Annotated in this window: 19 protein-coding genes and 2 pseudogenes; 9 read left to right on the top strand and 12 right to left on the bottom strand. The window is 69.4% G+C overall.

Annotation, left to right across the window (positions count from 1 at the left end):
• Window positions 1–44: 44 nt before the first annotated feature.
• Entirely contained in the window at window positions 45–1,628 is a 1,584-nt protein-coding gene (locus AC07B0_RS32800; RefSeq protein ID WP_478899652.1) for a molybdopterin-dependent oxidoreductase, read from the bottom strand.
• Window positions 1,625–2,080, bottom strand: coding sequence for an MMPL family transporter (locus tag AC07B0_RS32795; RefSeq protein ID WP_478899650.1), 456 nt, complete (start codon window positions 2,078–2,080; stop codon window positions 1,625–1,627). The genes AC07B0_RS32800 and AC07B0_RS32795 overlap by 4 nt, the downstream gene beginning before the upstream one ends.
• Between AC07B0_RS32795 and AC07B0_RS32790 the strand changes: the two genes are divergently transcribed.
• Window positions 2,070–2,459, top strand: a complete 390-nt coding sequence (locus AC07B0_RS32790) for a hypothetical protein (RefSeq protein ID WP_478899648.1) — start codon at window positions 2,070–2,072, stop codon at window positions 2,457–2,459. The two genes, AC07B0_RS32795 and AC07B0_RS32790, sit on opposite strands and share 11 nt — an antisense overlap.
• Window positions 2,460–2,560: 101 nt before the next feature.
• On the opposite strand, the pseudogene AC07B0_RS32785 reads toward AC07B0_RS32790, so the two are convergent.
• Window positions 2,561–3,457: pseudogene (locus AC07B0_RS32785) on the bottom strand (IS630 family transposase); the annotation flags it as partial.
• Between the two features lie 330 nt (window positions 3,458–3,787).
• On the opposite strand from AC07B0_RS32785, the gene AC07B0_RS32780 reads away from it, so the two are divergent.
• Window positions 3,788–4,240 carry an ATP-binding protein gene (locus AC07B0_RS32780; protein ID WP_478899646.1) on the top strand — a complete coding sequence of 151 codons (453 nt, stop codon included), beginning with the start codon at window positions 3,788–3,790 and terminating at the stop codon, window positions 4,238–4,240.
• 112 nt (window positions 4,241–4,352) lie between these two features.
• On the opposite strand, the gene AC07B0_RS32775 is transcribed toward AC07B0_RS32780, so the two are convergent.
• Window positions 4,353–4,931, bottom strand: a complete 579-nt coding sequence (locus AC07B0_RS32775) for a fasciclin domain-containing protein (protein WP_478899644.1) — start codon at window positions 4,929–4,931, stop codon at window positions 4,353–4,355.
• A 783-nt stretch (window positions 4,932–5,714) separates the two neighbouring features.
• Between AC07B0_RS32775 and AC07B0_RS32770 the strand changes: the two are divergent.
• Window positions 5,715–5,888 (top strand): annotated as a pseudogene (locus AC07B0_RS32770) (helix-turn-helix domain-containing protein); the annotation flags it as partial.
• A gap of 22 nt (window positions 5,889–5,910) precedes the next feature.
• On the opposite strand, the gene AC07B0_RS32765 reads toward AC07B0_RS32770, so the two are convergent.
• Window positions 5,911–6,117, bottom strand: a complete 207-nt coding sequence (locus tag AC07B0_RS32765; RefSeq protein WP_478899643.1) for a YozE family protein — start codon at window positions 6,115–6,117, stop codon at window positions 5,911–5,913.
• Between the two features lie 266 nt (window positions 6,118–6,383).
• Between AC07B0_RS32765 and AC07B0_RS32760 the strand changes: the two genes are divergently transcribed.
• The 5 genes from AC07B0_RS32760 to AC07B0_RS32740 all read left to right on the top strand — a co-directional run bounded on the left by AC07B0_RS32760 (window position 6,384) and on the right by AC07B0_RS32740 (window position 13,921).
• Complete coding sequence (locus AC07B0_RS32760; protein WP_478899642.1) at window positions 6,384–6,659, top strand: three-helix bundle dimerization domain-containing protein; 276 nt, start codon at window positions 6,384–6,386, stop codon at window positions 6,657–6,659.
• A gap of 719 nt (window positions 6,660–7,378) precedes the next feature.
• Window positions 7,379–10,747 carry a BTAD domain-containing putative transcriptional regulator gene (locus tag AC07B0_RS32755; RefSeq protein WP_478899641.1) on the top strand — a complete coding sequence of 1,123 codons (3,369 nt, stop codon included), beginning with the start codon at window positions 7,379–7,381 and terminating at the stop codon, window positions 10,745–10,747.
• 257 nt (window positions 10,748–11,004) lie between these two features.
• The gene (locus tag AC07B0_RS32750; protein WP_478899639.1) at window positions 11,005–12,291 is read left to right on the top strand and encodes a hypothetical protein; all 1,287 of its coding nucleotides are present in this window, start codon (window positions 11,005–11,007) and stop codon (window positions 12,289–12,291) included.
• A gap of 88 nt (window positions 12,292–12,379) precedes the next feature.
• A complete protein-coding gene (locus AC07B0_RS32745; RefSeq protein ID WP_478899637.1) occupies window positions 12,380–12,691 on the top strand; it encodes a hypothetical protein in 312 nt (103 codons plus the stop codon).
• A 216-nt stretch (window positions 12,692–12,907) separates the two neighbouring features.
• Entirely contained in the window at window positions 12,908–13,921 is a 1,014-nt protein-coding gene (locus AC07B0_RS32740) for a hypothetical protein (protein WP_478899636.1), read from the top strand.
• A gap of 581 nt (window positions 13,922–14,502) precedes the next feature.
• Here AC07B0_RS32740 and AC07B0_RS32735 read toward each other — a convergent pair.
• From AC07B0_RS32735 to AC07B0_RS32715, 5 genes are all read right to left on the bottom strand, one after another.
• Window positions 14,503–14,817 carry an SCO5918 family protein gene (locus AC07B0_RS32735; RefSeq protein ID WP_478899634.1) on the bottom strand — a complete coding sequence of 105 codons (315 nt, stop codon included), beginning with the start codon at window positions 14,815–14,817 and terminating at the stop codon, window positions 14,503–14,505.
• Window positions 14,818–14,867: 50 nt separating this feature from the next.
• Window positions 14,868–15,281 (bottom strand): CBS domain-containing protein, encoded by a 414-nt coding sequence (locus AC07B0_RS32730; RefSeq protein WP_478899632.1) that lies wholly within the window; start codon window positions 15,279–15,281, stop codon window positions 14,868–14,870.
• Window positions 15,282–15,327: 46 nt separating this feature from the next.
• Window positions 15,328–16,842, bottom strand: a complete 1,515-nt coding sequence (locus AC07B0_RS32725; protein ID WP_478899631.1) for a DEAD/DEAH box helicase — start codon at window positions 16,840–16,842, stop codon at window positions 15,328–15,330.
• A 311-nt stretch (window positions 16,843–17,153) separates the two neighbouring features.
• The gene (locus tag AC07B0_RS32720; protein WP_008734853.1) at window positions 17,154–17,357 is read right to left on the bottom strand and encodes a cold-shock protein; all 204 of its coding nucleotides are present in this window, start codon (window positions 17,355–17,357) and stop codon (window positions 17,154–17,156) included.
• Between the two features lie 631 nt (window positions 17,358–17,988).
• The gene (locus tag AC07B0_RS32715; RefSeq protein ID WP_478899629.1) at window positions 17,989–18,549 is read right to left on the bottom strand and encodes a hypothetical protein; all 561 of its coding nucleotides are present in this window, start codon (window positions 18,547–18,549) and stop codon (window positions 17,989–17,991) included.
• A gap of 195 nt (window positions 18,550–18,744) precedes the next feature.
• On the opposite strand from AC07B0_RS32715, the gene trhA reads away from it, so the two are divergent.
• Window positions 18,745–19,530: a PAQR family membrane homeostasis protein TrhA gene (gene trhA / locus AC07B0_RS32710; protein ID WP_478899627.1), complete on the top strand. Its 786-nt coding sequence runs from the start codon at window positions 18,745–18,747 to the stop codon at window positions 19,528–19,530.
• 247 nt (window positions 19,531–19,777) lie between these two features.
• Here the strand turns inward: trhA and AC07B0_RS32705 are convergent, their stop codons facing one another.
• Complete coding sequence (locus AC07B0_RS32705) at window positions 19,778–20,746, bottom strand: anti-sigma factor RsbA family regulatory protein (protein ID WP_478899625.1); 969 nt, start codon at window positions 20,744–20,746, stop codon at window positions 19,778–19,780.
• A complete protein-coding gene (locus AC07B0_RS32700) occupies window positions 20,743–21,534 on the bottom strand; it encodes an MEDS domain-containing protein (protein ID WP_478899668.1) in 792 nt (263 codons plus the stop codon). Before AC07B0_RS32700 ends, AC07B0_RS32705 begins: the two co-directional genes overlap by 4 nt.
• Between the last annotated feature and the right edge of the window lie 940 nt (window positions 21,535–22,474).

Genomic DNA, 22,474 nt, shown 5'->3' with positions numbered 1-22,474 from the left:
TGGTTGTGCTGCCGGATCCGGTCCTGAGCGGGCGTTCCGGTGGGTTAGGGGATGGTGACGAAGACGCTATGCCAGCCGCTGGCTCCGTCGGGGATGGTCCGGGTGCGGTCTTCGATCTGCACCGCTCCGGTGCCGTCGGTGGCACGGACGGTGATGGTGTGTCCGCCCGGGGTGGGCATCCAGCGGTAGGACCACTGGCGCCAGGTGTCGATGGTGTCCTGGGCAGCGAGGTCTGCGTCCTGCCACGGCTCGTCGTCGATCCGGACCTCGACGCGGGTGATGCCGCGGCGCTGGGCCCAGGCGACACCGGCGACCGTGACGGGGCCGGCGGCGGGACGTCCGAACGGCTTGGGGGTGTCGATGCGGGCCTGCGTCTTGATGGGCGCCTTGCGGGCCCACTTGCGCTTGACCCAGTAGGGGTCGTAGGCGTCGAACGTGGTCAGTTCGATGTCTTCGATCCACTTGCAGGCGGACACGTAGCCGTAGAGGCCAGGAACGAGCATGCGGACGGGGAAGCCGTGGTCGAAGGGCAGCGGTTCGCCATTCATGCCGATCGCGAGGATGGCGTCGCGGCCGTCCATGAGGTCCTCGACCGGGGAGCCGAGGGTCATGCCGTCCACGGAGCGGGCCACCAGCTGATCGGCTCTCCCGCCCTTCGAGGGAGGCCGGACGCCGGCCTCTTGCAGGAGGTCGGCTAGGGGGACTCCGAGCCAGCGGGCGTTGCCGATGTAGGGTCCGCCGACCTCGTTGGACACACACGTGAGGGTGATGTCGCGTTCGATGAGCGGGCGGGCCAGGAGCTGGTCGATGGTGTAGGTGCGGGGCCGGGTGACGCCTTTGCCGTGGATCCGCAGCCGCCAGGTACCCGCGTCGATCTTGGGAACGACGAGTGCGGTGTCGACACGGTAAAAATCCCGGTTCGGTGTCGTGAAGGGGCTGATGTCAGGCACCTTCAACTGGGCGCCCGCCGGGACGGCAGGGGCCGGTGAGGCCGGCTGGGGAAGGGCGAGGGCATTGCGGGAAGCCACGACGCCCTCACCCCGCCGGCCGGCGAGGAACCGGCCAAGTGCACCGGCGGAGGCGGCAGCGCCGGCGGTCACGGCGGCAGCTGTCAAAAACCCCCTCCTGCTCCATCCCGAGCCGTCGCTTTCGCCGCCTGCCGGTGCGGGGGCTGATGCCTTGCCCGCCAGGAGATAGAGGATGCCGGCGCCGGCTACTGCTCCGGCGATCGAGGGAAGGGCGTCACCGATTCCGGCAGAGTCTGGCCGGCTCCAGGCCGCGGCCGCGCCGGCGATACCGAACAGCAGCACGCCGGCTGCGCCGCTCCGCCGGTGACGCAGGCTCAGCGTGCCCAGGCCGATGGCGAACAGCGCGAGGAGGGCAAGGATCCCGAGCTGCAGGACGGTCTTGTCGTTCTCTCCGAACGTGCGGATCGCGAAGTCCTTGACCGGTGCCGGCGTCCGGTCGATGACCGCGCCGCCCACCACGGTCACCGGTCCCGCAGCGGGCCGCACCAGAGCAGCGGACAGCTCAGCCACGGCCAGAGCCGTGAACGCGGCCAGGAGACCGGCCAGCGCGCCGAGCGCGGCGCGGAAGAGGGTGCTGCGGAAGCTGCTCACACCCGTCATTCGGCAGCACCCGCCCGGCGGATTGGTCCCACACCCAAAGGAGTGAACCGATCGCCTGTGTTGCCTTCGCAGCCGGTCGTCGCCGCCTTCGTGCGTCCCTGGTCACGGACGCGCGAGGGGGCGGCCGGGTCACGTCCAGGGGTGCGGTCACCGCTCAGGCGGACGGGCCACCAGGTGCGGTGTCCGAGGCCGAGGATGAGCGCGGGGCCGAGGAACAGGCGTACCAGGAGGGTGTCGATGAGGACACCGTGGGCGACGATGCCCCAGATCTGTGCCAGGGAGAGCAGGGGCATGACTGCCAGCGCGGCGAAGGTGGCGGCCAGAATGAGTCCGGCGGCGCTGATGACGCCGCCGCAGCGACGGCTAGTGCTGTGACCGGATAGGTTCGCCGGGTCTGACGACGAGACGAGGAGCGGACGGTGGCGGGCGTGGGGGCGGGCGATGAGTGACAACTACCTGACGGTGATTCCGACCGATCCGTACTGGCAGCCCAGTAAGGATGCGGCGGACCGTGCTGCGGTTGTGTTGTCCGGGATGCTTTCTGACGACGACGCCCGACGTGGTCTGGAAGCCAAGTGGCACGACAGCGTCGAGGTGGTCCACTGCTTCGCCAACCTGGAGAGGATCTCCTGCCCGCAGTGCGGCACGGAGCTCGCACCCGGCTGGTGGGGTGATGCTGTCTCGCAGTGCTACGACGAGGGCTTTTCGACGCTCATGGTGACGGCTCCCTGCTGCGACGTTGAGACGTCGCTTAACGAGCTGGTGTACGACTGGCCGATGGGTTCGCGTGGTTCAGGATCGAGGTTTTGTATCCCAACCGGGCTTGGCTGACCGACGGGGAGTTGGCCTCTCTCGCGGGTGCGCTCGGACATCCCCTGCGACAGACTCTCATCCATATCTAGGGCTGTGACCAGGCAGGTTCGGCGGCGTGGTCAGGCTGCGGTGTTGAGGGGGCGTCCGCCCCAGCGGATGCCCTTTTCGCTGCGGATGCGGGCGCGCTCGCGGCGTTGGGCGGCCAGGACGTCGGGGTGGCGGGCGTTGGCATTGCGCCAGCGCAGGTGCCGGTGCAGTTCACGGGTCTGGACGGTGTGGTTGGGGTGGTTCGAGTTGGCGCGAGCGCCCGGGAGGCGTTGGTCGGGGTGAAGCACAGTTCCACCTTGTTCTTTTTCGCCCAGTGCGGAACTTGGTGCCTTTGTGGGCGGAAAGGTTGTCCATGATCACGTAGATCGGGGCGCCGTCTGGCCGGGTCGACCGGAGCGCGGTCAGGGAGTTCACGGCGCCTTCGCGGCGGTCGTTGACACCTCACAAGGTGTCGTCGCCGACGGAGTAGCAGCCGTGGAAGTAGGAGACGCCGTGGGTGCGGTGGTAGGTCGCCGGGGCCCGGTCGGGACGGCCCGGCTTCACCCAGCAGGATCCGCCCGTGGGGCGGATGCCCAGCGGCCCGAACTCGTCGAACGCGAACACGCGGTCCGGTAAGTGCTGAAGGACGTGCTCGATGCAGTCGAGTTTGGCGTCCCGGTCAGGGTCGGTGGACTCCTTCCACGTCTTGGTGCGCTGGAAGGTGACGCCGTGGCGGGCGAGCAGGCAGCGCAGGGCCTCACGCCTCATCCGATCGTCCGGCCGCGGACCGTGCGCAGGTAGGCAGCGAGTTTGCGGATCGACCAGCGGGTGAAAGGCCGCCCGAGCTTGCTCGGGCGGGTGATGGCGGTCGCCACGACGAAGTCCTCGTCGTCAGGGCTGAACAGGCGAGGAGGACGGCCCCCCTCCCACCGAGGGTCCAGGCAGGCCAGCCCGATCTCGTTCAACCGGTGGATCAGGTCACGCACCGTATAGGCGTAGCTGGGTGACTGGGGAACCTCACCGGAGTAGACGATTGGCTATTTCGCGGTGCGGGTCTGGCCGAATTTCTGGCGGATAATCCCTAAAGAAACACGGGGACCGCACACCGCAGATTTTCCCGGACTTCTATGAATGAACATTGCAAAATTCCGTCACAGCGGGAAGATCCTCACCATCGATATAATCCACTTTCAGGCTGCGGACCGACAGGCCGATCGGTAAGGCCGGAATTTGGCCGCCCGCGCGAGCCGATTTCGGGCCCATGTGCCCGTGGCAGCCGACTGATCATCACGCACATCCTTCGGCAGGCGTCAGCAGGCATGACCGCTAATCTTCCGGGCATCCGAGATACGAAGGCGTTGGCGGCGAACTATGAGATTGGTAAGGCAATGATCCGACGGGTCCATCACACGCTCGACGCCACACCTGCCTCCGCAGCGTCCGCGCGAAATATGGTGCGTTCGTTGTTGCGGCATGCGGGCATCAGCCTCGACAGCGTGCCTGCTACGGATGCCTTGCTGGTCACCTCGGAACTCGTTACCAACGCAATTCGTCACGGCGGCGGAATGACCGGGTTTCACACCCACATCAGCAATGGGGTCATGCGCTTGGCCGTGAGCGACTCGAGTGGCCTCGCTCCCACTGCCCGCAGCGCCGGTCCGGATCGACCTGGTGGCCACGGATGGCCGCTCGTACAACAGCTCACCGCGTGCCTCGGGATCAGCGCACAGGCGGAGGGCAAGACCATCACCACCGTCCTGCTCCTGACCTGAGCCCGACGCTCACCGCCGCAAAGTGTGCTTGCCGGTACCTTGTCGCGGTGTTCCCCCCTGTCTCCGACAGGGGGGAACACCGCGACAAGGTACACACCGTGGTTGGGTTGGCTCACATGGGCGTGAGCACTGTGTCGATGACGTTGACTGTGGCGTTGGCGGTCGGGACGTCTCCGCAGACGATCTTCGCCTTTCCGTTGACGGTGAACGAATCCCCAGATCCGGCCGTGGTCAGAGTGCCACCTTCGAGTGTCTTGAACGATCCGGATTCGAGCTGGTCCGGCATGATCTTCTCGCCGACCACGTGGTAGGTGAGGATCTTGGTCAGTTCGGCCTTGTCGGCCAGGATCCTGTCGAGGTCTGCCTTCGGGATCTTCGCGAAGGCGTCGTTGGTCGGCGCGAAGACGGTGATGTCCTTGGCGTTGTTCAGGGTGTCGACCAGGCCGGCCTTCTTCACCGCAGCGACCAGGGTCGAGAGCGCCGGGTTGTTCGACGCCGCCGTGGCGACGGGTTCCTTGGCCATACCTGTGAGGCTGCCGGGGCCCTCCTGGGGCACCGATGCGCAGGCAGGTCCGTACGGGTCGGCGGGAAGCGACCCGGCGAACGCCGGCGCTGCCGCTCCCAGGCCGAGTGGGAGCACGAAGGTAACTACCGCGGCCGCTGCGCTGCGGCGGACGATTCGAGTGTTCATGAGTCCTCCTTCAGGAGGCGGGCCTCGTTGCGGATATGCCGTCCCGGACGTGTACGGCGCCGGGGGCGGGAGGGGCAGACCGCGCTCAGAGGGCGGTCTCGCATCCTCTACCGCTGGATTCGTCACCGGGAGCCGCATCGGTTGCTGGAGAAACGTACGAAAAGCATTTGGGTGCGGGCGAAGGCAGGGCTTATCCACTCACAGCCCGGCCATGATGCCGAACGCCGTGCACTGCCCGGGGCGGGGTGCACGCCAGCTTTCGCACGAGGAGTCTGAGCTGTCGGTCCGCCTTCGGCGATGTCATCGTGAATTAGTGGTCCGCCACGAGAATCCCGAAGCGCGCCCCGGCCTCAGGTGGGAAAAAGCGCGACGACGCCTTATAGCAGACACACCGGCCGAGGGCCTTAAGTGATGCCTGAGGCCTATGGCTTGCAGGCGTTGCGGTTGCCTGCGGGCGGTCAGTCGGTCGGACACGACGACCAGTCGGGCGTCGGCACCGATGGCGATCTGGTGGTTGGTGGAGTGTCGGCAAATCTTGGACTGGCCGGTGATGCTATGGACACAGGTAGGGGCAAGGCGGCCCCGTGACCAGCACGGCGTCCTTGCGGCTCTCGGACCCGTGATCGTTCCCAGCGTCGCGACCTGGCCGGCCGAACAGCGGAAACGCCCCCTCGGGGAGCTCAACAGGGCCGCTCCGGCCGCCCGTGGTAATGCGACCATCAGTCACGGTCAGCACATCCCGAAGCGAATGGACGGCATCAACAGGTGCTCGAACAGCTCGGCCTCCCCGTGTCGGCCGTCGCGGCACGCTGCGGATTCACCAGCCCCAGTCACTTCACCCGCCGGTTCCGTGCCGCCTACGGCGTCACACCACGCGAATGGCGGCGCCACCGAATCCAGGACTCGTCACGCACCCCACCGGACGCGCCCCCGGACACGATCTCGCCCACGGCCTGATGACCACTCGGCCGGCCGACGGCTATTCGGAGGCATAGCGCACCCACGCGTCCGTGAGGCTCTGCAGCGTGGCCCGAGTGACACCGCTGTCCTCCAGGTGATCCGTGAAGGTCTGCAGCCGGTCGGGCCCTTCGGGCCAGTCCGGATCAGCAGCAGCCAGCCTGGCGAGTTCCCCGACCCCGTACTGGTCCGTCACGTGCCCCAACAGCCACGCCGTGAACTCACCCATAGGTCCATCCCCGCATCCGAAATCGCCGGAACCGGCCCAAGCTGCAGTGCACATCGGCGGGGTGCGCGATCATCCCGCGCAAGTAGCGGCCGAGCACCGAATGCCGCGACGCACGATACGCGATCACCACCAACCACCGGAACGAGCGCGCCAGATTCCGGCCTGCCGTGGACACAGTCCGGCTCCGCAGAGCGACGGAAGATCGACTCGAGCGCACTCCCCCGAAACTGAAGAGACATACCCCCGAGCGAAGGCCGAGGTGCCGGATGCCGAAATCCGAGGAGGATGCCCAGACCATTCGCGCCGTAGCCGAGCGGCTGGTGAAGGCGCACCCTCACCTGGACATCGACCTGGTGCGGGGATCGGTGCAGACAGCGTACGAAGAACTCAGGTATGCACGCGTGCGTACCTACCTGCCAGTCCTCATCGAGCGCCGGGCCAAGGACTTGCTGTCGTCCGAAGAACAGGGGAACACCGCACCTGACGCACGGCACGTATCTGACGGGCGACTTCCCCCCGGCAACGGCATATCCGTTCCCTGACCGACGGCATCCGCAGCCGGTCCGCGCGCGGGTCGGCAAGCGTTGTTTGTCCGCCTGTCCGAGACCATGCCACCGTAGTGACAGGGGCACGGAAGAGTTTCACCGTGGGCCTGGCGTTCGCGCAGGACGGCGGGCCATGAGACCTGGTCCACGGACGATCGGCCTGCGTCTCGCCGTCAGCCAAGGACGACCGGTGGACGCCCAGAGAAGGGCCTCGCGAAGCAAACCGGCGGCATTGGAAATGCATCGAGCGTAACGGAACGTCACTGGCGAGAGATGCGCGGGCGGGCACCGGTCACCGACTCGGCACTCGATAGCCCGTCCCTCCTTCCTCCACCACGGCAGCCACAGGTGCCCGCTCCCACCCCGGACACCCCCGCTGCGGGAGGCTGTACCGGCCGCGCACCCGCCGCGACGGCACGCCACACCCTGGGCGTATCTCAGCGGCAACGTCCGCCACGCCCGCAAGGCCCGCATCCCCCGCTTCCGACGGCTGTTCGAGGACTTCTTGCCCCAAGGGCCCGCCCGGCCACGATGCCTTCCCCCGTGGTGAAGGCCGACGAGGCGCGCGCCGGGCTGCAGGCCTGCTGGATCCGGCGGGTCCCCGCCGGCCCACGGCAGCGGCGTCCTGCCGGGAGAAGCATCCGCACGTACCCGCGGTCGACCACGGCGGGCGCGGGCATCGGGCCCGTTGGTACATTTGGCCGATCATGGTGCGTGTGGGAATACTTGGGCCGCTGGACGTCCAGGTCGACGGCAAGCCGGTCACCGTCGGACGGCGCCGGCAGCGGACCGTCCTGGGGATCCTCCTCTCGGCCCGCGGCCGGAGCGTTCCGGTCGAGCGGATCGTCGAGCTGCTCTGGACGCAGCGACCGCCGGCCAAGCCCCTTACGTCCCTGCACTCCTACGTCTCGAACCTGCGCGGCATCCTGGAGCCCGGCCGGCAGGCCCGCACCCCGTCCCGGATCCTGCTCGGCAGCCCGGACGGCTACGCCCTGCGCCTGCCCGACGACGCCGTGGATGCCTGGCGTTTCGAGTCCGCGGTGCGCCGCTTCCGGTCCGCACCTTCCGCGGAAGCGGGCTGGCTGCTCGACGAGGCGCTCGGTCTGTGGCGGGGGGAGGCGTACGGAGAGTGGCGGCTCGACTCCTGGGCGGAAGCCGAGATCACACAGCTGAACGAACTGCGCCTGATGGCACAGGAGTTGGCCATGGAGTGCAGCCTCGTCGCGGGCAGGCCCCACGACGTCGTGCTGTCCGCGGAGGCCCATGTGAGCAGGCATCCGCTGCGGGAGGAGGGGTGGCGGCTCCTGGCCCTGGGACTGTGGGCGACCGGGCGCCAGGGGGACGCTCTGGCGGCGCTGCGGCGCGCCGCAGCCGTGTGCGCCGAGGAGCTCGGGCTGGACCCGGGAGTGGGACTGGTGGAGTTGGAGCGGGCGATCCTCCGCCAGGACCTGGACGTCCTGTCGGCCGCGGCCCCGCCGGCCCCGCGCGCGGACGCCGCGCTGCACGGACCGCCGGTGGGTGGCGAGCCCGACCCGGCCGCCGCACCCCCCGCTCCCCACGGCGATTCTCCCCCGGAGGGCACGCCCCACCCCTTCGTCGGCCGGCGGCATGAGCTGGAAATGCTGGAACGGGCGGCGCGGGCGGGTCTGCAGGGCGGCGGCCTGGCCCTGGTCGCGGGAGAGGGCGGAGTGGGGAAGACCGCGCTGCTGACACGGTTCACCGGCTCGCTGCGGGCACAGGGCTGGACGGTGGTCCGCGGCGGGTGCCCCGACGACGCGGGCGTCCCCGCCGCGTGGGCCTGGGCGGAAGCGCTCGGCGAGCTGGCGCGGATCCTCCCGCCGGAGCGCGTGGGCCCGCTGTCCGCGCTGCTCGACCCCCTGGACTCCACCTCCGCCCCGCACGGCGACGCCACCGCGGGCCGCTTCAGGCTGCACACCGCCGTCACGCGGTGGCTCGCCTCTGCTGCGGCGCGGCGCCCGCTGGCCGTGCTCATCGATGACCTCCACGAGGCGGACGAGGAGACGCTGGCCCTGCTGGGCCGTGCGGCCACCGTCGAAGGAGTCCCGTTCCTGCTGGTGGCCGCGTACCGGCCAGGGCACGCCGACGACCGCCTCGCACCCCTAATGGCAGCGCTCGCCCGGCGCACCCCCTTCCGCATCACCCTGACCGGCCTCGCCGTCACCGAGGTCGCCGCCCTGATGCGCTCGCTCTGCGGCCGGGACATAGACACGCGGGTCGTAACCCTTCTCGCGGAACGGACCGGCGGCAACCCCTTCTTCGTCGGCGAGAGCACCCGCCTGCTGACGGACGGCGATCCGTCGCAGGCGGCCGCCGGAGTGCCCGACGGCATACGGGACGTCGTACGCCAGCGCCTCGCCCGGCTGCCCAGGGAGGCCGCCGACATCCTGCGCCTGGCGGCGGTCGCGGGCAGCGAGACCCACGTCGCGGTGCTGTGCGAGGCCTCCGGCCTGTCCCCGACGGCGGTCGTGGGCGTGCTGGAGCTCTGCATCGCGGGCGGACTCCTGACGGAACCGGGCCCCGGACGCGTCTCGTTCACCCATCCCCTGCTGCGCGACACCGTCTACGGCGACCTCACCGGATTGCGGCGCGGCCTGCTCCACGGACGCCTCGCCGACGCCCTCGCCCTGCTGCGGCCGGACGACCTGTCGGCGCTCGCCGTGCATTTCACCCGTTCCGGCGACCCGGCGAAGGCCGCACAGGCGGTGGGCTTCGCCCTACGCGCCGCCGAACTCGCGGAGCACCGCTATGCCCACGACGTGAGCGTCGAACTGCTCGGCCAGGCCCTGGACGCGGCCGAGCTCATACCGGCGCCCAACGAGGAACGCGCCGAGCGTGCGGTCGGGCTCCTCGGAGCGCTGCTGCGCGCGCACGTCCGGGCCGGATCCGGTGACGCGGCCATCCGGACCCGCCACCGGGCCCTTGAGGTCGCCGAACGGGCCGGGCGTGAAGACCTGGCAGTCGCTGCGTTCACGGCATGGACCGAGCCCACCCCGTGGCTGACGCGCAGCCATCAAACGGACCGGCACGTCGTCGACACCCTCGACCGACTCGTCGCCCGTCCCGGCCTGCCGCCCTCCGACCTGGCACGTCTGTTGCAGGCGCAGGTGGAAGAAATGCCGGAGGAGGCCGACGGACGGGCCCTGGAGGCGGCCGAGCGGCAGCTCGTCCTGGCCCGCGGCACCGGTGACCCCGGCCTGCTGGCCGCCGCCCTCACCACCATGACGAAGCTGCTGCCGCACGAGACGCAGGCCTCACGTTGCGTTCCTGTGGTCGCCGAGCTGCGGGCCTTGACCGCGCGGCACGACCTGCCCGCCTACCGGTGGGTCTGCGAACACGTGGACGCGATGGTCTCGGCGATCGGCAACGACGCGGAGGCGGTCGAGCATCATGCCCGCCTGGGCCTGGCCGTCGCCCGCCGTTACCGCATGCCGGAGGCCGAGGCGGCCAGCCTGTCGACGCTGGCCATGCTCGCCCACGCCCGGGGCCGGTTCGCGCAGGCGGAGGAGCTGTACGAGCAGGTACGGGAGCGGCTGGTGCGGCACAACGCCCCGCGCGCGGCCGACCTCCACGCCCGCGGAGTGATCACGATCCGGCTGAGTCAGGGCCGGATCGCGGAGATCGAGCCCCTCTCACGCACGGTGGCCGCCGCCTGGGGCACGCGGGGCGGAGAGGCCCTCGCCCTGGTCCTCGCCCTCCAGGGCAGGTTCGAAGAGGCGCGCGCGGTCCGCTTCGATCAGGCCCCGGTGAAGGACCATTTCTACGGGGTCCGGCTCGGAGCCCGCGCCCGGCTGGCCTGCCTGTTGCACGACAACGAGGCCGCCGCAGCGCTCGTGCCCCTTCTCCAGCCCGTGCGTGACCAGTTCGGGTCGGCGGCCACCACCGCGTTCTGCACCCGTCCGCTGGGCCTCGCCTTGGGCGAGGTGCACGCGCTGCTGGGCGACGTACCCGCCGCACGGTCGGCGTTCCTGGAGGCCCGCGAGGTGGCCCGGAGGTGGGGATCGGAACACGCGGCGGCCGCCGCCCTGGAGGGCGTACGGTCCCTCCCGGAGCCCGCGGGCCCGTGACGGCACCGGGTGCCCCGGGCGCCCCCGCAGCCCGGTCCCGGTCGGCCGGTGCGGGTGCCAAGCCGATGCCAAGCGGTTGCCAAGGTCCGGGTAGCAGCATGGTGATCACCACGGAGCCGGCCGCCCGGGGCACCCGTTGACGGACCGGTGACGGTGCCCTTCTGTGCGGCCTTCCGGTGCCTTCGCGGTGCCGTTCGCGAGCCGGTGCCCGCCCCCGTGCTGTCCCCGGCCCTTCCCTCCCCAAGGAGAGTTCCACCATGCCCCTCATCTGCGGCCACGACGCGCCCGCCTACGGTGCGCCCCTGTGCGAGCACATCCGGGCCGCGAGCGCCGACCCCCTCGACCACTACCTCCACTACACCGGCCTGGGCCTGGAGCGGCAGCACCTGTGCGGCATCTGCCGGAGCGAGGCCGCCACGGCGGTGACCGCCGCCGTCTGCGAGGACTGTTACGACGCGACCGAGGGGAGCACACTCGGCGTGATCGGCCGCCCGCAGACCATCGACGCGTCCCGGCCCGTCCCCGGGCCGGTCGAGACCACCGCGCTCCCCGACGGGGCCGGGACCGTACTGGACCTCGCACCTACCGACCACGGCTTCGTCCTGCTCTGCGACGACGGCCGCATCCTGCGCTGGGACACGGCAGCGGGAACCTGCACCGAGGCCGCCCGCAGCAGCGTCGCCGTCCCGGCCGACGCGAAGCCCTGGTCCGGCCGTGAGCAGGCACCTCGGCTGCACGCCTCCCGGGACGGGGCCTTCGCCGCCCTCGTGCTCGACTACGGCCGTACGGGCGAAGTCATCGACCTGTCCACCAGCACCGTCACGATCCCCCTGCACAACGACGGCTACCACAGCTACACCGTCCCTTTCTCCCTGACCTTCACCGAACACGCCGGCCGCACCGTCGTCCTGCACCGCACCCAGTGGAGCGTCGTCGAAGCCGTGGACCCCGCAACCGGGGCACCGGTGGCCCGGACCCCGGCGGACGACGCCTCCTCGGACTGGTCGGGCTACTTCCACGGCGCCCTGTACCTCAGCCCCGGCGGCACCAGGATCGCGTCCGACGCCTGGTTGTGGCATCCCGTGGGCCAGCCCTTCGTATGGAACCTGGACCAGTGGCTCACCGGCGGGGAACACGCCCCGGACCGGGACGTCGACCGGTGGCCCCTGCCGAGCTGCGCCTACTACTGGAACCGCCCCGTCGCCTGGCTAGACGAGGACCGTCTCGTCGTGGGCGGTCTGGGTGACGATGAGGACGAACTGGTCCCCGGAGCCCGCGTCTTCCTCCTCGGCCGCGATCTGGACGGGCCGGTACTCAAGGAGGTCGCGACGTTCGGCGGCCCCGAGGGCCACTTCTTCGCCGCGGACGGCCTGCTGTTCTCCTCCTCGGAATCCGGCCTGGAGATTTGGGACCCGACCTCGGGCGCCCGCCTCGGCACGCTCGCCGACTTCCGGCCCACCTACCACGATCCCGTCCGCGGCGAACTCATCGAGCTCTCCGCAACCGGACTGCGCCGCTGGAGGACCGCCCATGCCACAGCCTGACATCCCTGCTCCGGCCTGGCGGCGCCCGGTGGTTCCACGCCGGTGGAAGGCCCCCGAGATCGACGCGCGCAGCCTCACCCGCGGGCACATGAGCGCTCTCCACGGGTTCCTGCTGCGCCGTACGAACCATCTCCTCGAAGCCAACCCGCCCCACACCGAGGAGTACCGAGCGGCCGACGCGCTGCACCGGCTCATCGACATGACCTGGTCGGAGCTCGAGGACTGCTTCGATTTCTTCCACAGGGGCAACGACGAGATGGAGGTCGAGCTCGGCGAGACCTGGAGCCGTCTGCGGACGCTCAGCCGCTCCTGGGACCAGGCACCGGACTACGACGAGAACCTCTGGCCCCCGGTCAGGTACGTCCACCTCCTCTTCACCTCCACCCCGATGGAGGCCTGAAGGGCAACGCCACGCAACCCCGCGTGTGCACCCGGGGCCCGTGCCGCACGCACTGGACGGGCAAGGAGCGGCGCACACGCCGTCGATCGAAGCGCGAGCGCCTGCGTGCGGGCCAGAAGCGTAGACGAACACACGAGGAAGGAACGTGCCATGGGTCTGAGGATTCCGGAGGCCCTGGAGCCGGTGAGGGCCGCGCTGGGGATCGGCTAGCCGAGGGTGGACGAATCCCTGATCACGTCCGCGGCCGGCGACCTCGACGGACTCTCGGATGCCGTGGGCGACGTACGCCTGCGCGGGAACAACGCCTGTTCCGCCATCGCCGACAGCAGGGGCGCCACAGTCGACGCCGTGCAGAGCTACTGGGACGCGCTGGCCAAGCGCATGACCACCCTCTATCAGGCCTGCCAGAGCACGAGGGCGGAGCTGAGCCGATATGAGGGCCTGGCGTACGAGTTCAAAACCGACTTCGTCCGGGAACTGGGCTGGATCGGCACCCCGGTGACCGTGCTGGGCGCCGGGAGCTTCGAGACCGGGCTACGGTCCTCCGCCGGCAAGAACGTGCTGATGATCGGACGCAGTTCGCTCGACCGATTGAAGCGGAACTACGACAACCGGGCCTTCGGCCATGCCCGCACCATCTCAGCGGAGAACGACGCGATCCAAAACCTGTTCGCCACGATCTCGGGTTCCTCCGGAGGCCCGGGCGGCCAGGTCCTGTCCATCGTCAACGACGAGTTCAAGCAGGCCGCAAACGGCTTCCGCCGGTCGCTGGAGCCCTTGGGGACCCCGCTGGGAAACTTCCTGTCGATCGGGGGCGCCAACCGCTGGGCAGCATTCGTCGGTGACCCGGACTTTCACGACGGTGCAACCCTCCTTCCAGCGTGCTCACGACACGCTGCTGGCTCGCTGCGAAGCGATGGTGGCCGCCGTCGAGGACTGACCGGGGCTGGGCACACGGCTGACACCGGGAAATGCCGTGGTGGCCCGCCGAGCCAACGGCAGCTCGAACGGCTCCTGGCCAAGGGTCGGCGCGCCCCCGGGCAGCGACCCGATCGAACGCGAGCTCCCGGAAGCCGGTCGACGGGAACGGCCCAGTGGTCGGGGAACCGGCCGCATGGCCCTGGACACGCGTGGCACCGTCCGCCCGCTTCGTGGACACGATCGGAACCGGCGATGGGCGATCACTTTCAATCTTTCCCTGCGAGCGATGGGGCCACGCTGATCGAATGATCATCGGCTAGCGTCTTTCTGCCGCTGTGGTGCTCTCTCATTAACTGGTTCGATGCCATCTTGCGGGTCGTCACCTGTGTGGAACCGCTCGTCGTGCCCCCGATCACGAGCAATCGTGACGTGAAGCACGACATCAACCCGATCGCCTGACCGGCCGGGCCACCCCCACTGCGGTCGGAAGAATCATGCGTTTCACCGTCTTGCTCCGTGCTCTGGCCTCGACGTTCTTCGGCACCGGCCGCCGAGAACCGAGCGGTCAGAGCCGCTCACCCGTGCGTAGATCCCTCCCCTTCTCGATGACCTGCCCGTCGGTGAATGGCGTTGCGACTCGGATCCCGACACCCTCACCTGCACTTCCATGTTGCCCGCATTCTTCAGGGCACGGTGGGGATCCCGGAGACGGGTGGGATGTACCGCGTCTCGATCGCGGATGTCAGCGCCTGGACCGTGGGCGACTTCAGCTACTCCGACCACTGAACCGGCCAGCTCAAGAAGCCCTGGGTACGCGAGAAGGGGCCCGACCGGCGTGTGCCGGTCGGGCCCCTTCCGCTCATTGGGTGGCGGCACCGCCCGGCCACCCGTCAGGCGGTCACGGGGGTGCCGAGCATCGCGGAGGCCCGCTGGAGGGGGCTGAGCACGCGCGTGGGCACGGCGGGCCGGGGAAGGCTGCCGCGGCAGGTGAAGCCGAGCTGGGTCATGGCGCGGAGGACTTCGCCGGCGCTGAAGTCGCGGCGGTCCTGGCGGGTGATGACCTGGCCGACCTGCTTGACGGGGTAGGTGCGGCGGCCGATGATCACTGACTCGCCGGTGACCTGCTCGGGCTTGATGCCCTTCATCGATTCCAGGACACCGCTCTTGGTCAGGTCGAACGGGAAACGGGCGATGACACAGCGCATGGATGCCTCACAGGGTGCAGGGGAAACGGGCGGACCACGGTGCCGGTGGTTCAGCGGCTGAGGGCGAGGACGCCCATGGCGCTGCCTTGTTCGTCCACGACGGGCAGGGCGGTGAGCCTGCGGTATCGCATCGCGTGGTCGGCCTCGGCCATCGTCGTCATGGGGGAGGCGAACGGCCCGCGGTCGCCGAGGACATCGCGCAGACGGGTCCGGTCCGTGTACTCCGCGCTGTCGCGGACGATGGTGAGTCGGGCACGGGTGACCATCCCGGTGCACAGGCCGTCCTCGTCGCAGACGAGCAGATGGTCCGCGCGGGCGCCGGCCATGACGGCCAGGGCCACCTCGACGGTCATGTCATCGCAAACCTGTGGACCCGCCGCTTCCATGGCGTCGTCCACCGTCCGGTGGCCGAGGTCGGCGGCATCGGCATGCGCCGGGCGGGGCTGCATCTGGACCAGCGTCAAAAGGTGCCTCCTGCAGAGGTGGGTCAGTGTCCTGATCACGTGGTTCTCAGGCCGCCGCATCAAAGGCGGTCTGTCGCAGGCTCGCGCGCCGCGCAGCCGACACCGGCCCGCGTCGACCGCGGGAGGCCGTGCTGCGCTTGGGCCGCTCGGACACCGGTGCGGTGATGGTGACCGGGATGCCGGAGGGGGCCTGGGCGCCGGTGATGCGGTTCAGGGCCTCGTCGCCAGAGCGGACCTGGGTGGTCTGCGGGGTGATGCCAGCGGCCTGCATGAGGCGGGCCATCTCGCGGCGCTGGTTGGGGGTGACGAGGGTGACGACGCTGCCGGACTCGCCGGCGCGGGCGGTACGGCCGCCGCGGTGGAGGTAGTCCTTCGGGTCGGTCGGCGGGTCGACGTTGACGACGAGGTCCAGGTTGTCGACGTGGATGCCGCGCGCCGCCACGTTGGTGGCGACCAGCACGGTGACGTGTCCGGTCTTGAACCGGGCCAGGGTCCGGGTGCGCTGGGGCTGGGACTTCCCGCCGTGCAGGGCCGCGGCGCGGACCCCGCTGTCGAGGAGGTCCTGGGTGAGGCGGTCCACGGCGTGCTTGGTGTCCAGGAACATGATCACCCGGCCGTCTCGGGCCGCGATCTCCGTCGTCATCCGCTGCTTGTCGGCGCCGTGGACGTGCAGGACGTGGTGCTCCATCGTGGTGACCGCGCCCTGCGAGGGGTCGACCGAGTGCACGACCGGGTCGGTCAGGTAACGCCGGACCAGCAAGTCGACGTTGCGGTCGAGGGTGGCGGAGAACAGCATCCGCTGGCCCTCGGGACGTACCTGGTCCAGGAGGGCGGTGACCTGCGGCATGAAGCCCATGTCGGCCATCTGGTCGGCCTCGTCGAGGACGGTGACGGCGACCTGGTTCAGGCGGCAGTCACCGCGGTCGATGAGGTCCTTAAGGCGGCCGGGCGTGGCGACGACCACTTCGGCTCCGGCGCGCAGCGCACCGGCCTGGCGGTGGATCGGCATGCCGCCGACCACGGTGGCCAGGCGCAGCTTGACCGCCCGGGCGTAAGGGGTGAGCGCGGAGGTGACCTGCTGGGCGAGCTCTCGCGTCGGTACGAGGATCAGCGCGAGCGGCTGACCCGACCCGGCGCTCTGGCCGGCCGTACGGGCCAGCAGCGCGAGGCCGAAGGCCAGGGTCTTGCCGGAGCCGGTACGGCCGCGGCCGAGGACGTCGCGGCCCGCGAGGGTGTTGGGCAGCGTCGCGGCCTGGATCGGGAACGGGGTGGCCATGCCCTCACGGGTGAGCGTGGTGAGCAGCTGGGCCGGCATGTCGAGGTCGGCGAATGCCTCGACGGCGTCCAGCGCGGGGGTGATCGTCTTCGGCGGTGCGAACTCGCCCTGGATCGCGGCGGGCCGGCGACCGTATCCGCCCGAGCGGCTCGGACCTCCGGAACGGCCCGGGTTCGACGAGCCGAAGCGGCTGCCCCGACCCGAACCGGCGCCGGTGCCGAAAGCGGGGCCGCCGGTGCGGCCGCGGGTGCGAGAAGAGCGCTCGTTGGTACGTGTGGGGTTCATGCGGAACCTTCCTTGATACGGCACGCATCAAGGAATTCCCGCAGCGTACGAGAGACGCGGGGAATTGCGAGAACGGGCCTAATGGAATGGCGATCTGGCGGACAGGAATCTGTTCGGGCTCAGACGCTGAAATGAGGTGGCGTCATGCGGACGCGACAACCAAGAGAAGAAATCGGGTGCAGCTCTGAGAGGGCCGGTCGGCCGCATCTCTCCATGCTTGATACCGCGGGTGAACGCACCGCGGAAAATGCGTGTAGCTGGGGCCCGCACCCCGAGGGATGCGGGCCCCAGCTACAGAATGCGTGTCAGCGTCAGGCGGGAACGATGTTCTCGGCCGTCGGGCCCTTCTGGCCCTGCGCGATGTCGAAGGTGACCTTCTGGCCCTCGTTCAGCTCGCGGAAGCCCTGGGCGGCGATGTTCGAGTAGTGGGCGAACACGTCAGCGCCGCCACCGTCCTGCTCGATGAAGCCGAAACCCTTTTCCGCGTTGAACCACTTGACGGTACCAGCAGCCATGGCTATCTCCTTTGGGGCAATACATCGACGTCTGCACTGTGCAGACGCCGTGTCGCCGCGATGATGCCCCGCCCGGAAATTGACCGGGAAATACAAAACGCTTCCTGCGGCCCGAAGTCCGACTGGAGGCGCTTGAAGTTCTTGGGTACCAAAACTGCAACCGAGATCGACAGTAGCACGCTGCAGCGGCTTGTGTGCGCTAGATATTTCGGGCTGCCGCATGGCGGCAGAAACTCTCCCCGCAGGATCCGTTAAATCCTCAGGTCGCGGTGACAGATATTTATTCACCCCGAGCGCAGCGTTTTCACGTGCTCGCCGTCGGCTGCAGGATGCGGCAGCGAGGCCGTCGCGAAGTCGGCTGGTCGAGGACGTATGGGGGCGGGTGCCGCCGGGGCGGACCACTGGAGCGGTCCTAGCGGAGGTGAGGTCCTGTAGACAACGAGCGCGCAGTCGTTGTCGTGGAGGTGGCCAGGGTGCCCGGATCGGGCTTGCCGCTACGAAGTTCTCCCTTGCCCAACTCAGCGAGGGGCGCCTGACGATCGGGGGTGAGGGGAGGGAGGTTTCAGGTATCCCTCCCCTCACCTGCTCTACGGATGCCGTCGGGGCCAAACGGCACAGGCGACCTTGTCGATCAGGCACTCGTCCATGCGGCGAGGAAGGCTTTCCGCCTGGCCGGATCGGCTGATTTGTGGTCGGCGTGCAGGACGCGCCAGGCGGTGAGTTCGAGGTCCCGGAGCCATAGCTCGCCGATGACCTGCGTTTTGAGGTCGGGGAGGTGGTCGGATTCGGAGAGCGCCTGGCCGATGACCTCCCCCGCCGCGATGCGCTGGGGCGGGGTCATCTCATCGAAGGCCGAGAGGATCTGCCCCGCCAGACCGGCGCCTTCGCCCGCCAGCGAACTGAGCACGTACTCCTTGATGTTGGCAGGAAGCAGGTAGAGGGAGCCCGAGGACCTCCACAAGTCCGACCAGAAGTGCTCTCCGGCCTCGGTGGGAGCGGGTAGCGCGGCCAGAAGTCCGAGGAGGTGCGCGGTGGCCGCGTATCCGTCGGAGTGGGCAGATGCGACGACGGCGATGTCCGCGACGCGCTCCACGTCGAGTCGGCCGGCTTCGAGGCGGGGGTCCAGTCCCAGCCGCTGTTCCAGCTGATAGGAAAGGAGGACGGACGCGTGGGAGCGGAACTCGGGAAGCATCGGCGGTCCTTGAACGTAGGAGAGCGGAGAGGCCCATTCGGATCCTTCATCGTTCCCATGAGCCGCCGAATTACACGACTTTCGCGGCCTCAACCGGGGGCGGACCGCCAGGAGCAGAACCATGGGGCGGGTGACGTGCCACGTCCGCGGCGGACCTCTGGGGAGCTGATGCGAGCGGGCTCCTACCATGACCACATGGTTGCCCGTGATGCCCAGCACCCCCAGCCCGGACGGGAAGCAGTGCCCCGAGACGACGCCGAACCCGGCAGTGCCTCTTTCGCAGCAACGGTCGGAGAATGTGAGGACTCCCACCCGGTTTCCGACCTGTTCGAACGAGCGGCCGATCTGGTGGAGCCGATCAAACCGAAGCTGCGAGGCTGGCTTCACGCCGGAATGGTCCCCGCATCACTGGCCGCGGGCATCGTCCTCATCTGCCTTACGGGGACACCGCAGGCCACTGTGGCCTGCACCGTGTACTCCGTCACCGCCTGGATGCTGTTCGGGACGAGCGCCGTCTACCACCTCGGGACCTGGGGACCGCTCGGCGAGGCCGTCCTGCGTCGTCTCGACCACGCCAACATCTTCCTGATCATCGCAGGCACCTGCACCCCGCTCGCCGTGCTCCTGCTCTCCCCGGACCAGCGGTCCGTCCTCCTGTGGGTGGTGTGGACGGGCGCTCTGGCGGGCATCGCCTTCCGTGTCCTGTGGGTCGGTGCTCCCCGCTGGCTTTACACCCCCTGCTACCTGGCCCTGGGATGGGCACCGGCGTTCTACCTGCCCGACTTCTTGCGCAACGGCGGGGCGGCCGTACTCGCCTTGATCGTGGCCGGCGGGCTCCTCTACAGCGCGGGCGCGGTGGTGTACGCCCTCCAGCGCCCCGACCCCTCACCCCGCTGGTTCGGATATCACGAGGTGTTCCACGCCCTGACCGTGGCAGCCTTCACCGCGCACTACGCCGCCATCTTCCTCGTCGCTTCCTAATGCTGTTGTCGAGCAGCCTTGGGGGTATGACTTGATAACACCGTCGGTCACGGATCAGGGCCAGTTCCAGGGCAGGTGACCAGAAGGAACCTTCGCCGACCTCAACAACGCATTCGAGGCCCGCGCCAACCGCAGCGTTTCCGGCACCTTCTCAGTCACCATGTGACACGACCCAGCGTCCCGCTGAGCTGCTACCACAACGCGTTGAGACGTCCCCACGGCCGTGAAGGTGGCGCCTCCCAGTCCGCTACGGGAGCCGCTGGGCGTCCATGTGCAGGCGGATGGTGGTGCCCTGGTCGGGAGTGGAGCGGATTTCGACGAGGTCGCAGAGCTGGTGAGCGAGCCACAGGCCCCGGCCTCCGATCTGCGTCGGTTCGGGGCGGGTGCGGCCCAGCGTCACGTCGGGGATGTAGCCGGAGTCGCGGAGCTCGCAGAGGAATGTCGCGTCCTGAGCCCAGGTGCGCAGGGTGCCCTGGCCCCCGCCGTGGCGGATGCTGTTCGACGCGATCTCGGTGACGGCGACGGCGAGCTTCGCCAAGCGGTCATCGCGGACGCCCGCGTCGGAGGCGCACTGGGAGACCTTCGAGCGGATCGCACCCAGGTCGCCGTGCGTGTAGCTCAGTTCCTGGAACGGGTCGCACGGGTCGACCAGGGCGTCGAAGGCGTACTCTCCGCCGATGAGGTAGTCCTCGTTGGGCGCGTACTGGCCGTCGCGGCGGATCTGCGGGTGGCACCTGGACAGCGACCACAGCGCGTCCTGGTCCTCGTCGGCGGCGTCGTAGGGGCACAGCATCGACCAAGTGGCGCTCCGTGCGAAGGCCCGGTTCATCAGCCATTCGTGGTACCGGAGCTCAGAGAGGTGCGCGGCGCTGCGCGCTTGGCTCCAGGCGGTTTCACCGACGCCCCGTACAGGCCGGCCGCCTTCGCCTCGCTCCTTCATCCATGCCGACCAGGCGGCGATGTGCCGGCCGGGGTTCGGGCCGGCCGTCGCGGTGTCCACGAAGGTGACGGCGGGTTCGTCGGCGAGTTCGCCGCGCAGGAGCAAGGTCTTGTCCGAGGGGACCGCGACGACCACTGCCTCGTCGGCTTCCAGTGCCTCGTGGATGTAGTCCAGGGTCCCAGTCAGGAACTGGTCCTGCCCGCGGTAGGGGTACAGCTCGTGGCGGAACGGGGTCTCGTCCCGGCCGGACTGTGTCGAGGGCACGGTCTCGGTCATGCCGCCATCACCACCGGCACGCTTTCGGTGGCGTAGCCCGCGAGGTCCCAGCACAGTCGCACGATCTCGTTGGCGCCTTCCACGAAGATCCGGCGGTCCGGCAGGTGAAGGGCCGCGTCGACCAAGGCGTGCATTCCGGCGGCGTCGATCATCTCCACCGCGTCGAACCTCAGCTTCACCACGGACACACGCTGGGTCACAGCCCGTAGCGCCGCGTTGAACGCCTCCGCGCACTCCGAGTCAACCACTCCGTCCACACCCCAGCTGTCGGTGCCTGTGCTGAACATCCGGAAAGCCGGACGCGCAGCACGCGTGCCCATCTCCTGCGGATGCACACACGCAGCCTGCTCCAGCGTGGACGCCTCCCACCGCGCCGACCTGAACGCACACACCACGATCGCCCCGCTCTCCGAGGCGAACTCCTCCAGCTTCAGCTCCCGCGCCAGCAGCTCCTCCGCGCCACCGGGCTCCGCCAACGGAGTCTGCTCGGCGAGGACACGTACGGATCGATAGCCCTCTCGCACCGCCGCGCTGGCTTCCCGCCGCACCGCGGCCAGCATCACGTCGGTATCGGCCAGGTCTGGAAGATCGAGGATCACCGAGGTCGTGGGGAGGCGGTCTCGCTGAACAGCAACGCTGCCAAGCGAACCGATGACGACGACCTTGTCCCCGTACAGAGCTCCATCGGCCACATAGGCACGTGCACCCGCCAACACGTCGCCCGGGTCCACGCGCCAGCAGACGTGATCACCGAGCTCGACTTCGTCCAGCGTCGCCAAAGCCCGCACCGACCTCACCCCGCCCCCTTCCGAACGCCAACGTGACCTGCGAACACAGCAGAATACTGAGCCCCGGCAGATGGCTGTAAAGCCGAATCTGTCGCTTACCTGCTCTAAGCGGCACCTGCCCATCCCCGCGCACGCGAACCACTGACCGGCGGAGAGGACCGGGCCGGCCAGCCAGGCGGCCGGGCCGGGCAGACCCCATGGCGCAACAGGGCCTGTCCGATGCCACCAGCGCGCTCGGCACGGCCCACAGTGCACCCGTCCCAAAGGAGACGCCGACCTCGTCGGTGTCCGCGGCCGCCCTCGGTGCGCCCGCGGACAGGGCGGCGGCGAGCGCCAACTCGGGATGGTGGCCCCTCCTCGCGCAAGGTGAGGCTTGGCTTCAGGATTCGTTTCTGCACGGCGAAGGCGTTCGCCCGGGTCCGGCCATGGCATTCGCGCGTGCAGGCTGACCGGGGGCGAGCGATGTCGTACCTGCGGGGTGAGGCAGCGGGGCGACGCGGTCTGCTTCGGACTCTTCCCGGGGTGGTTCCAGACCGACGCCAGGTCGCGCAGGCCGGTAGCCCAGCTAGAAGCCTCAGGCGAACAACTCCGGGTGAGACTCCGACTTTCAGGTGAACGGAGGACCGCCACCGGTGGGGCGCCGCCACGGCGACGTGCACAGGATGTCTGCTGATGGAGCTCGGCTCACCCCGGGATGGGTGGCTGCGGCTCACCACTGCCTGCTCCGAGGCTTGCCGTCACGTCGCCGGCCTCGGAGCGGGGAGTGCCAGGGCACGTGGCAGGCGACGGGGCGCACCCGCCGTTAGGCCTGAAGCAGCACCCTCCGGTCCAACACTGCGGCCCCGCATCCGCCGCTCGCCTCGCCACGACCCTCTCGTCTCGACGCGGCCACGCTGCGACAGCTCACGGGAGGCAAGAGTTGATCACTGTGGACGTACGG

The organism is Streptomyces sp. NPDC044704 (assembly GCF_056433525.1).
This window is presented reverse-complemented; position numbering and strand designations above follow the sequence as displayed.

Coding starts and splice junctions, on each gene's coding strand:
- AC07B0_RS32775 (WP_478899644.1), bottom strand. CDS start 4,931: ATGAACACTCGAATCGTCCGCCGCAGCGCAGCGGCCGCGGTAGTTACC.
- AC07B0_RS32725 (WP_478899631.1), bottom strand. CDS start 16,842: ATGAACCCCACACGTACCAACGAGCGCTCTTCTCGCACCCGCGGCCGC.
- AC07B0_RS32765 (WP_478899643.1), bottom strand. CDS start 6,117: ATGGGTGAGTTCACGGCGTGGCTGTTGGGGCACGTGACGGACCAGTAC.
- AC07B0_RS32760 (WP_478899642.1), top strand. CDS start 6,384: ATGCCGAAATCCGAGGAGGATGCCCAGACCATTCGCGCCGTAGCCGAG.
- AC07B0_RS32720 (WP_008734853.1), bottom strand. CDS start 17,357: ATGGCTGCTGGTACCGTCAAGTGGTTCAACGCGGAAAAGGGTTTCGGC.
- AC07B0_RS32750 (WP_478899639.1), top strand. CDS start 11,005: ATGCCCCTCATCTGCGGCCACGACGCGCCCGCCTACGGTGCGCCCCTG.
- trhA (WP_478899627.1), top strand. CDS start 18,745: ATGGTTGCCCGTGATGCCCAGCACCCCCAGCCCGGACGGGAAGCAGTG.
- AC07B0_RS32735 (WP_478899634.1), bottom strand. CDS start 14,817: ATGCGCTGTGTCATCGCCCGTTTCCCGTTCGACCTGACCAAGAGCGGT.
- AC07B0_RS32780 (WP_478899646.1), top strand. CDS start 3,788: ATGACCGCTAATCTTCCGGGCATCCGAGATACGAAGGCGTTGGCGGCG.
- AC07B0_RS32800 (WP_478899652.1), bottom strand. CDS start 1,628: ATGACGGGTGTGAGCAGCTTCCGCAGCACCCTCTTCCGCGCCGCGCTC.
- AC07B0_RS32715 (WP_478899629.1), bottom strand. CDS start 18,549: ATGCTTCCCGAGTTCCGCTCCCACGCGTCCGTCCTCCTTTCCTATCAG.
- AC07B0_RS32745 (WP_478899637.1), top strand. CDS start 12,380: ATGAGCGCTCTCCACGGGTTCCTGCTGCGCCGTACGAACCATCTCCTC.
- AC07B0_RS32790 (WP_478899648.1), top strand. CDS start 2,070: ATGAGTGACAACTACCTGACGGTGATTCCGACCGATCCGTACTGGCAG.
- AC07B0_RS32705 (WP_478899625.1), bottom strand. CDS start 20,746: ATGACCGAGACCGTGCCCTCGACACAGTCCGGCCGGGACGAGACCCCG.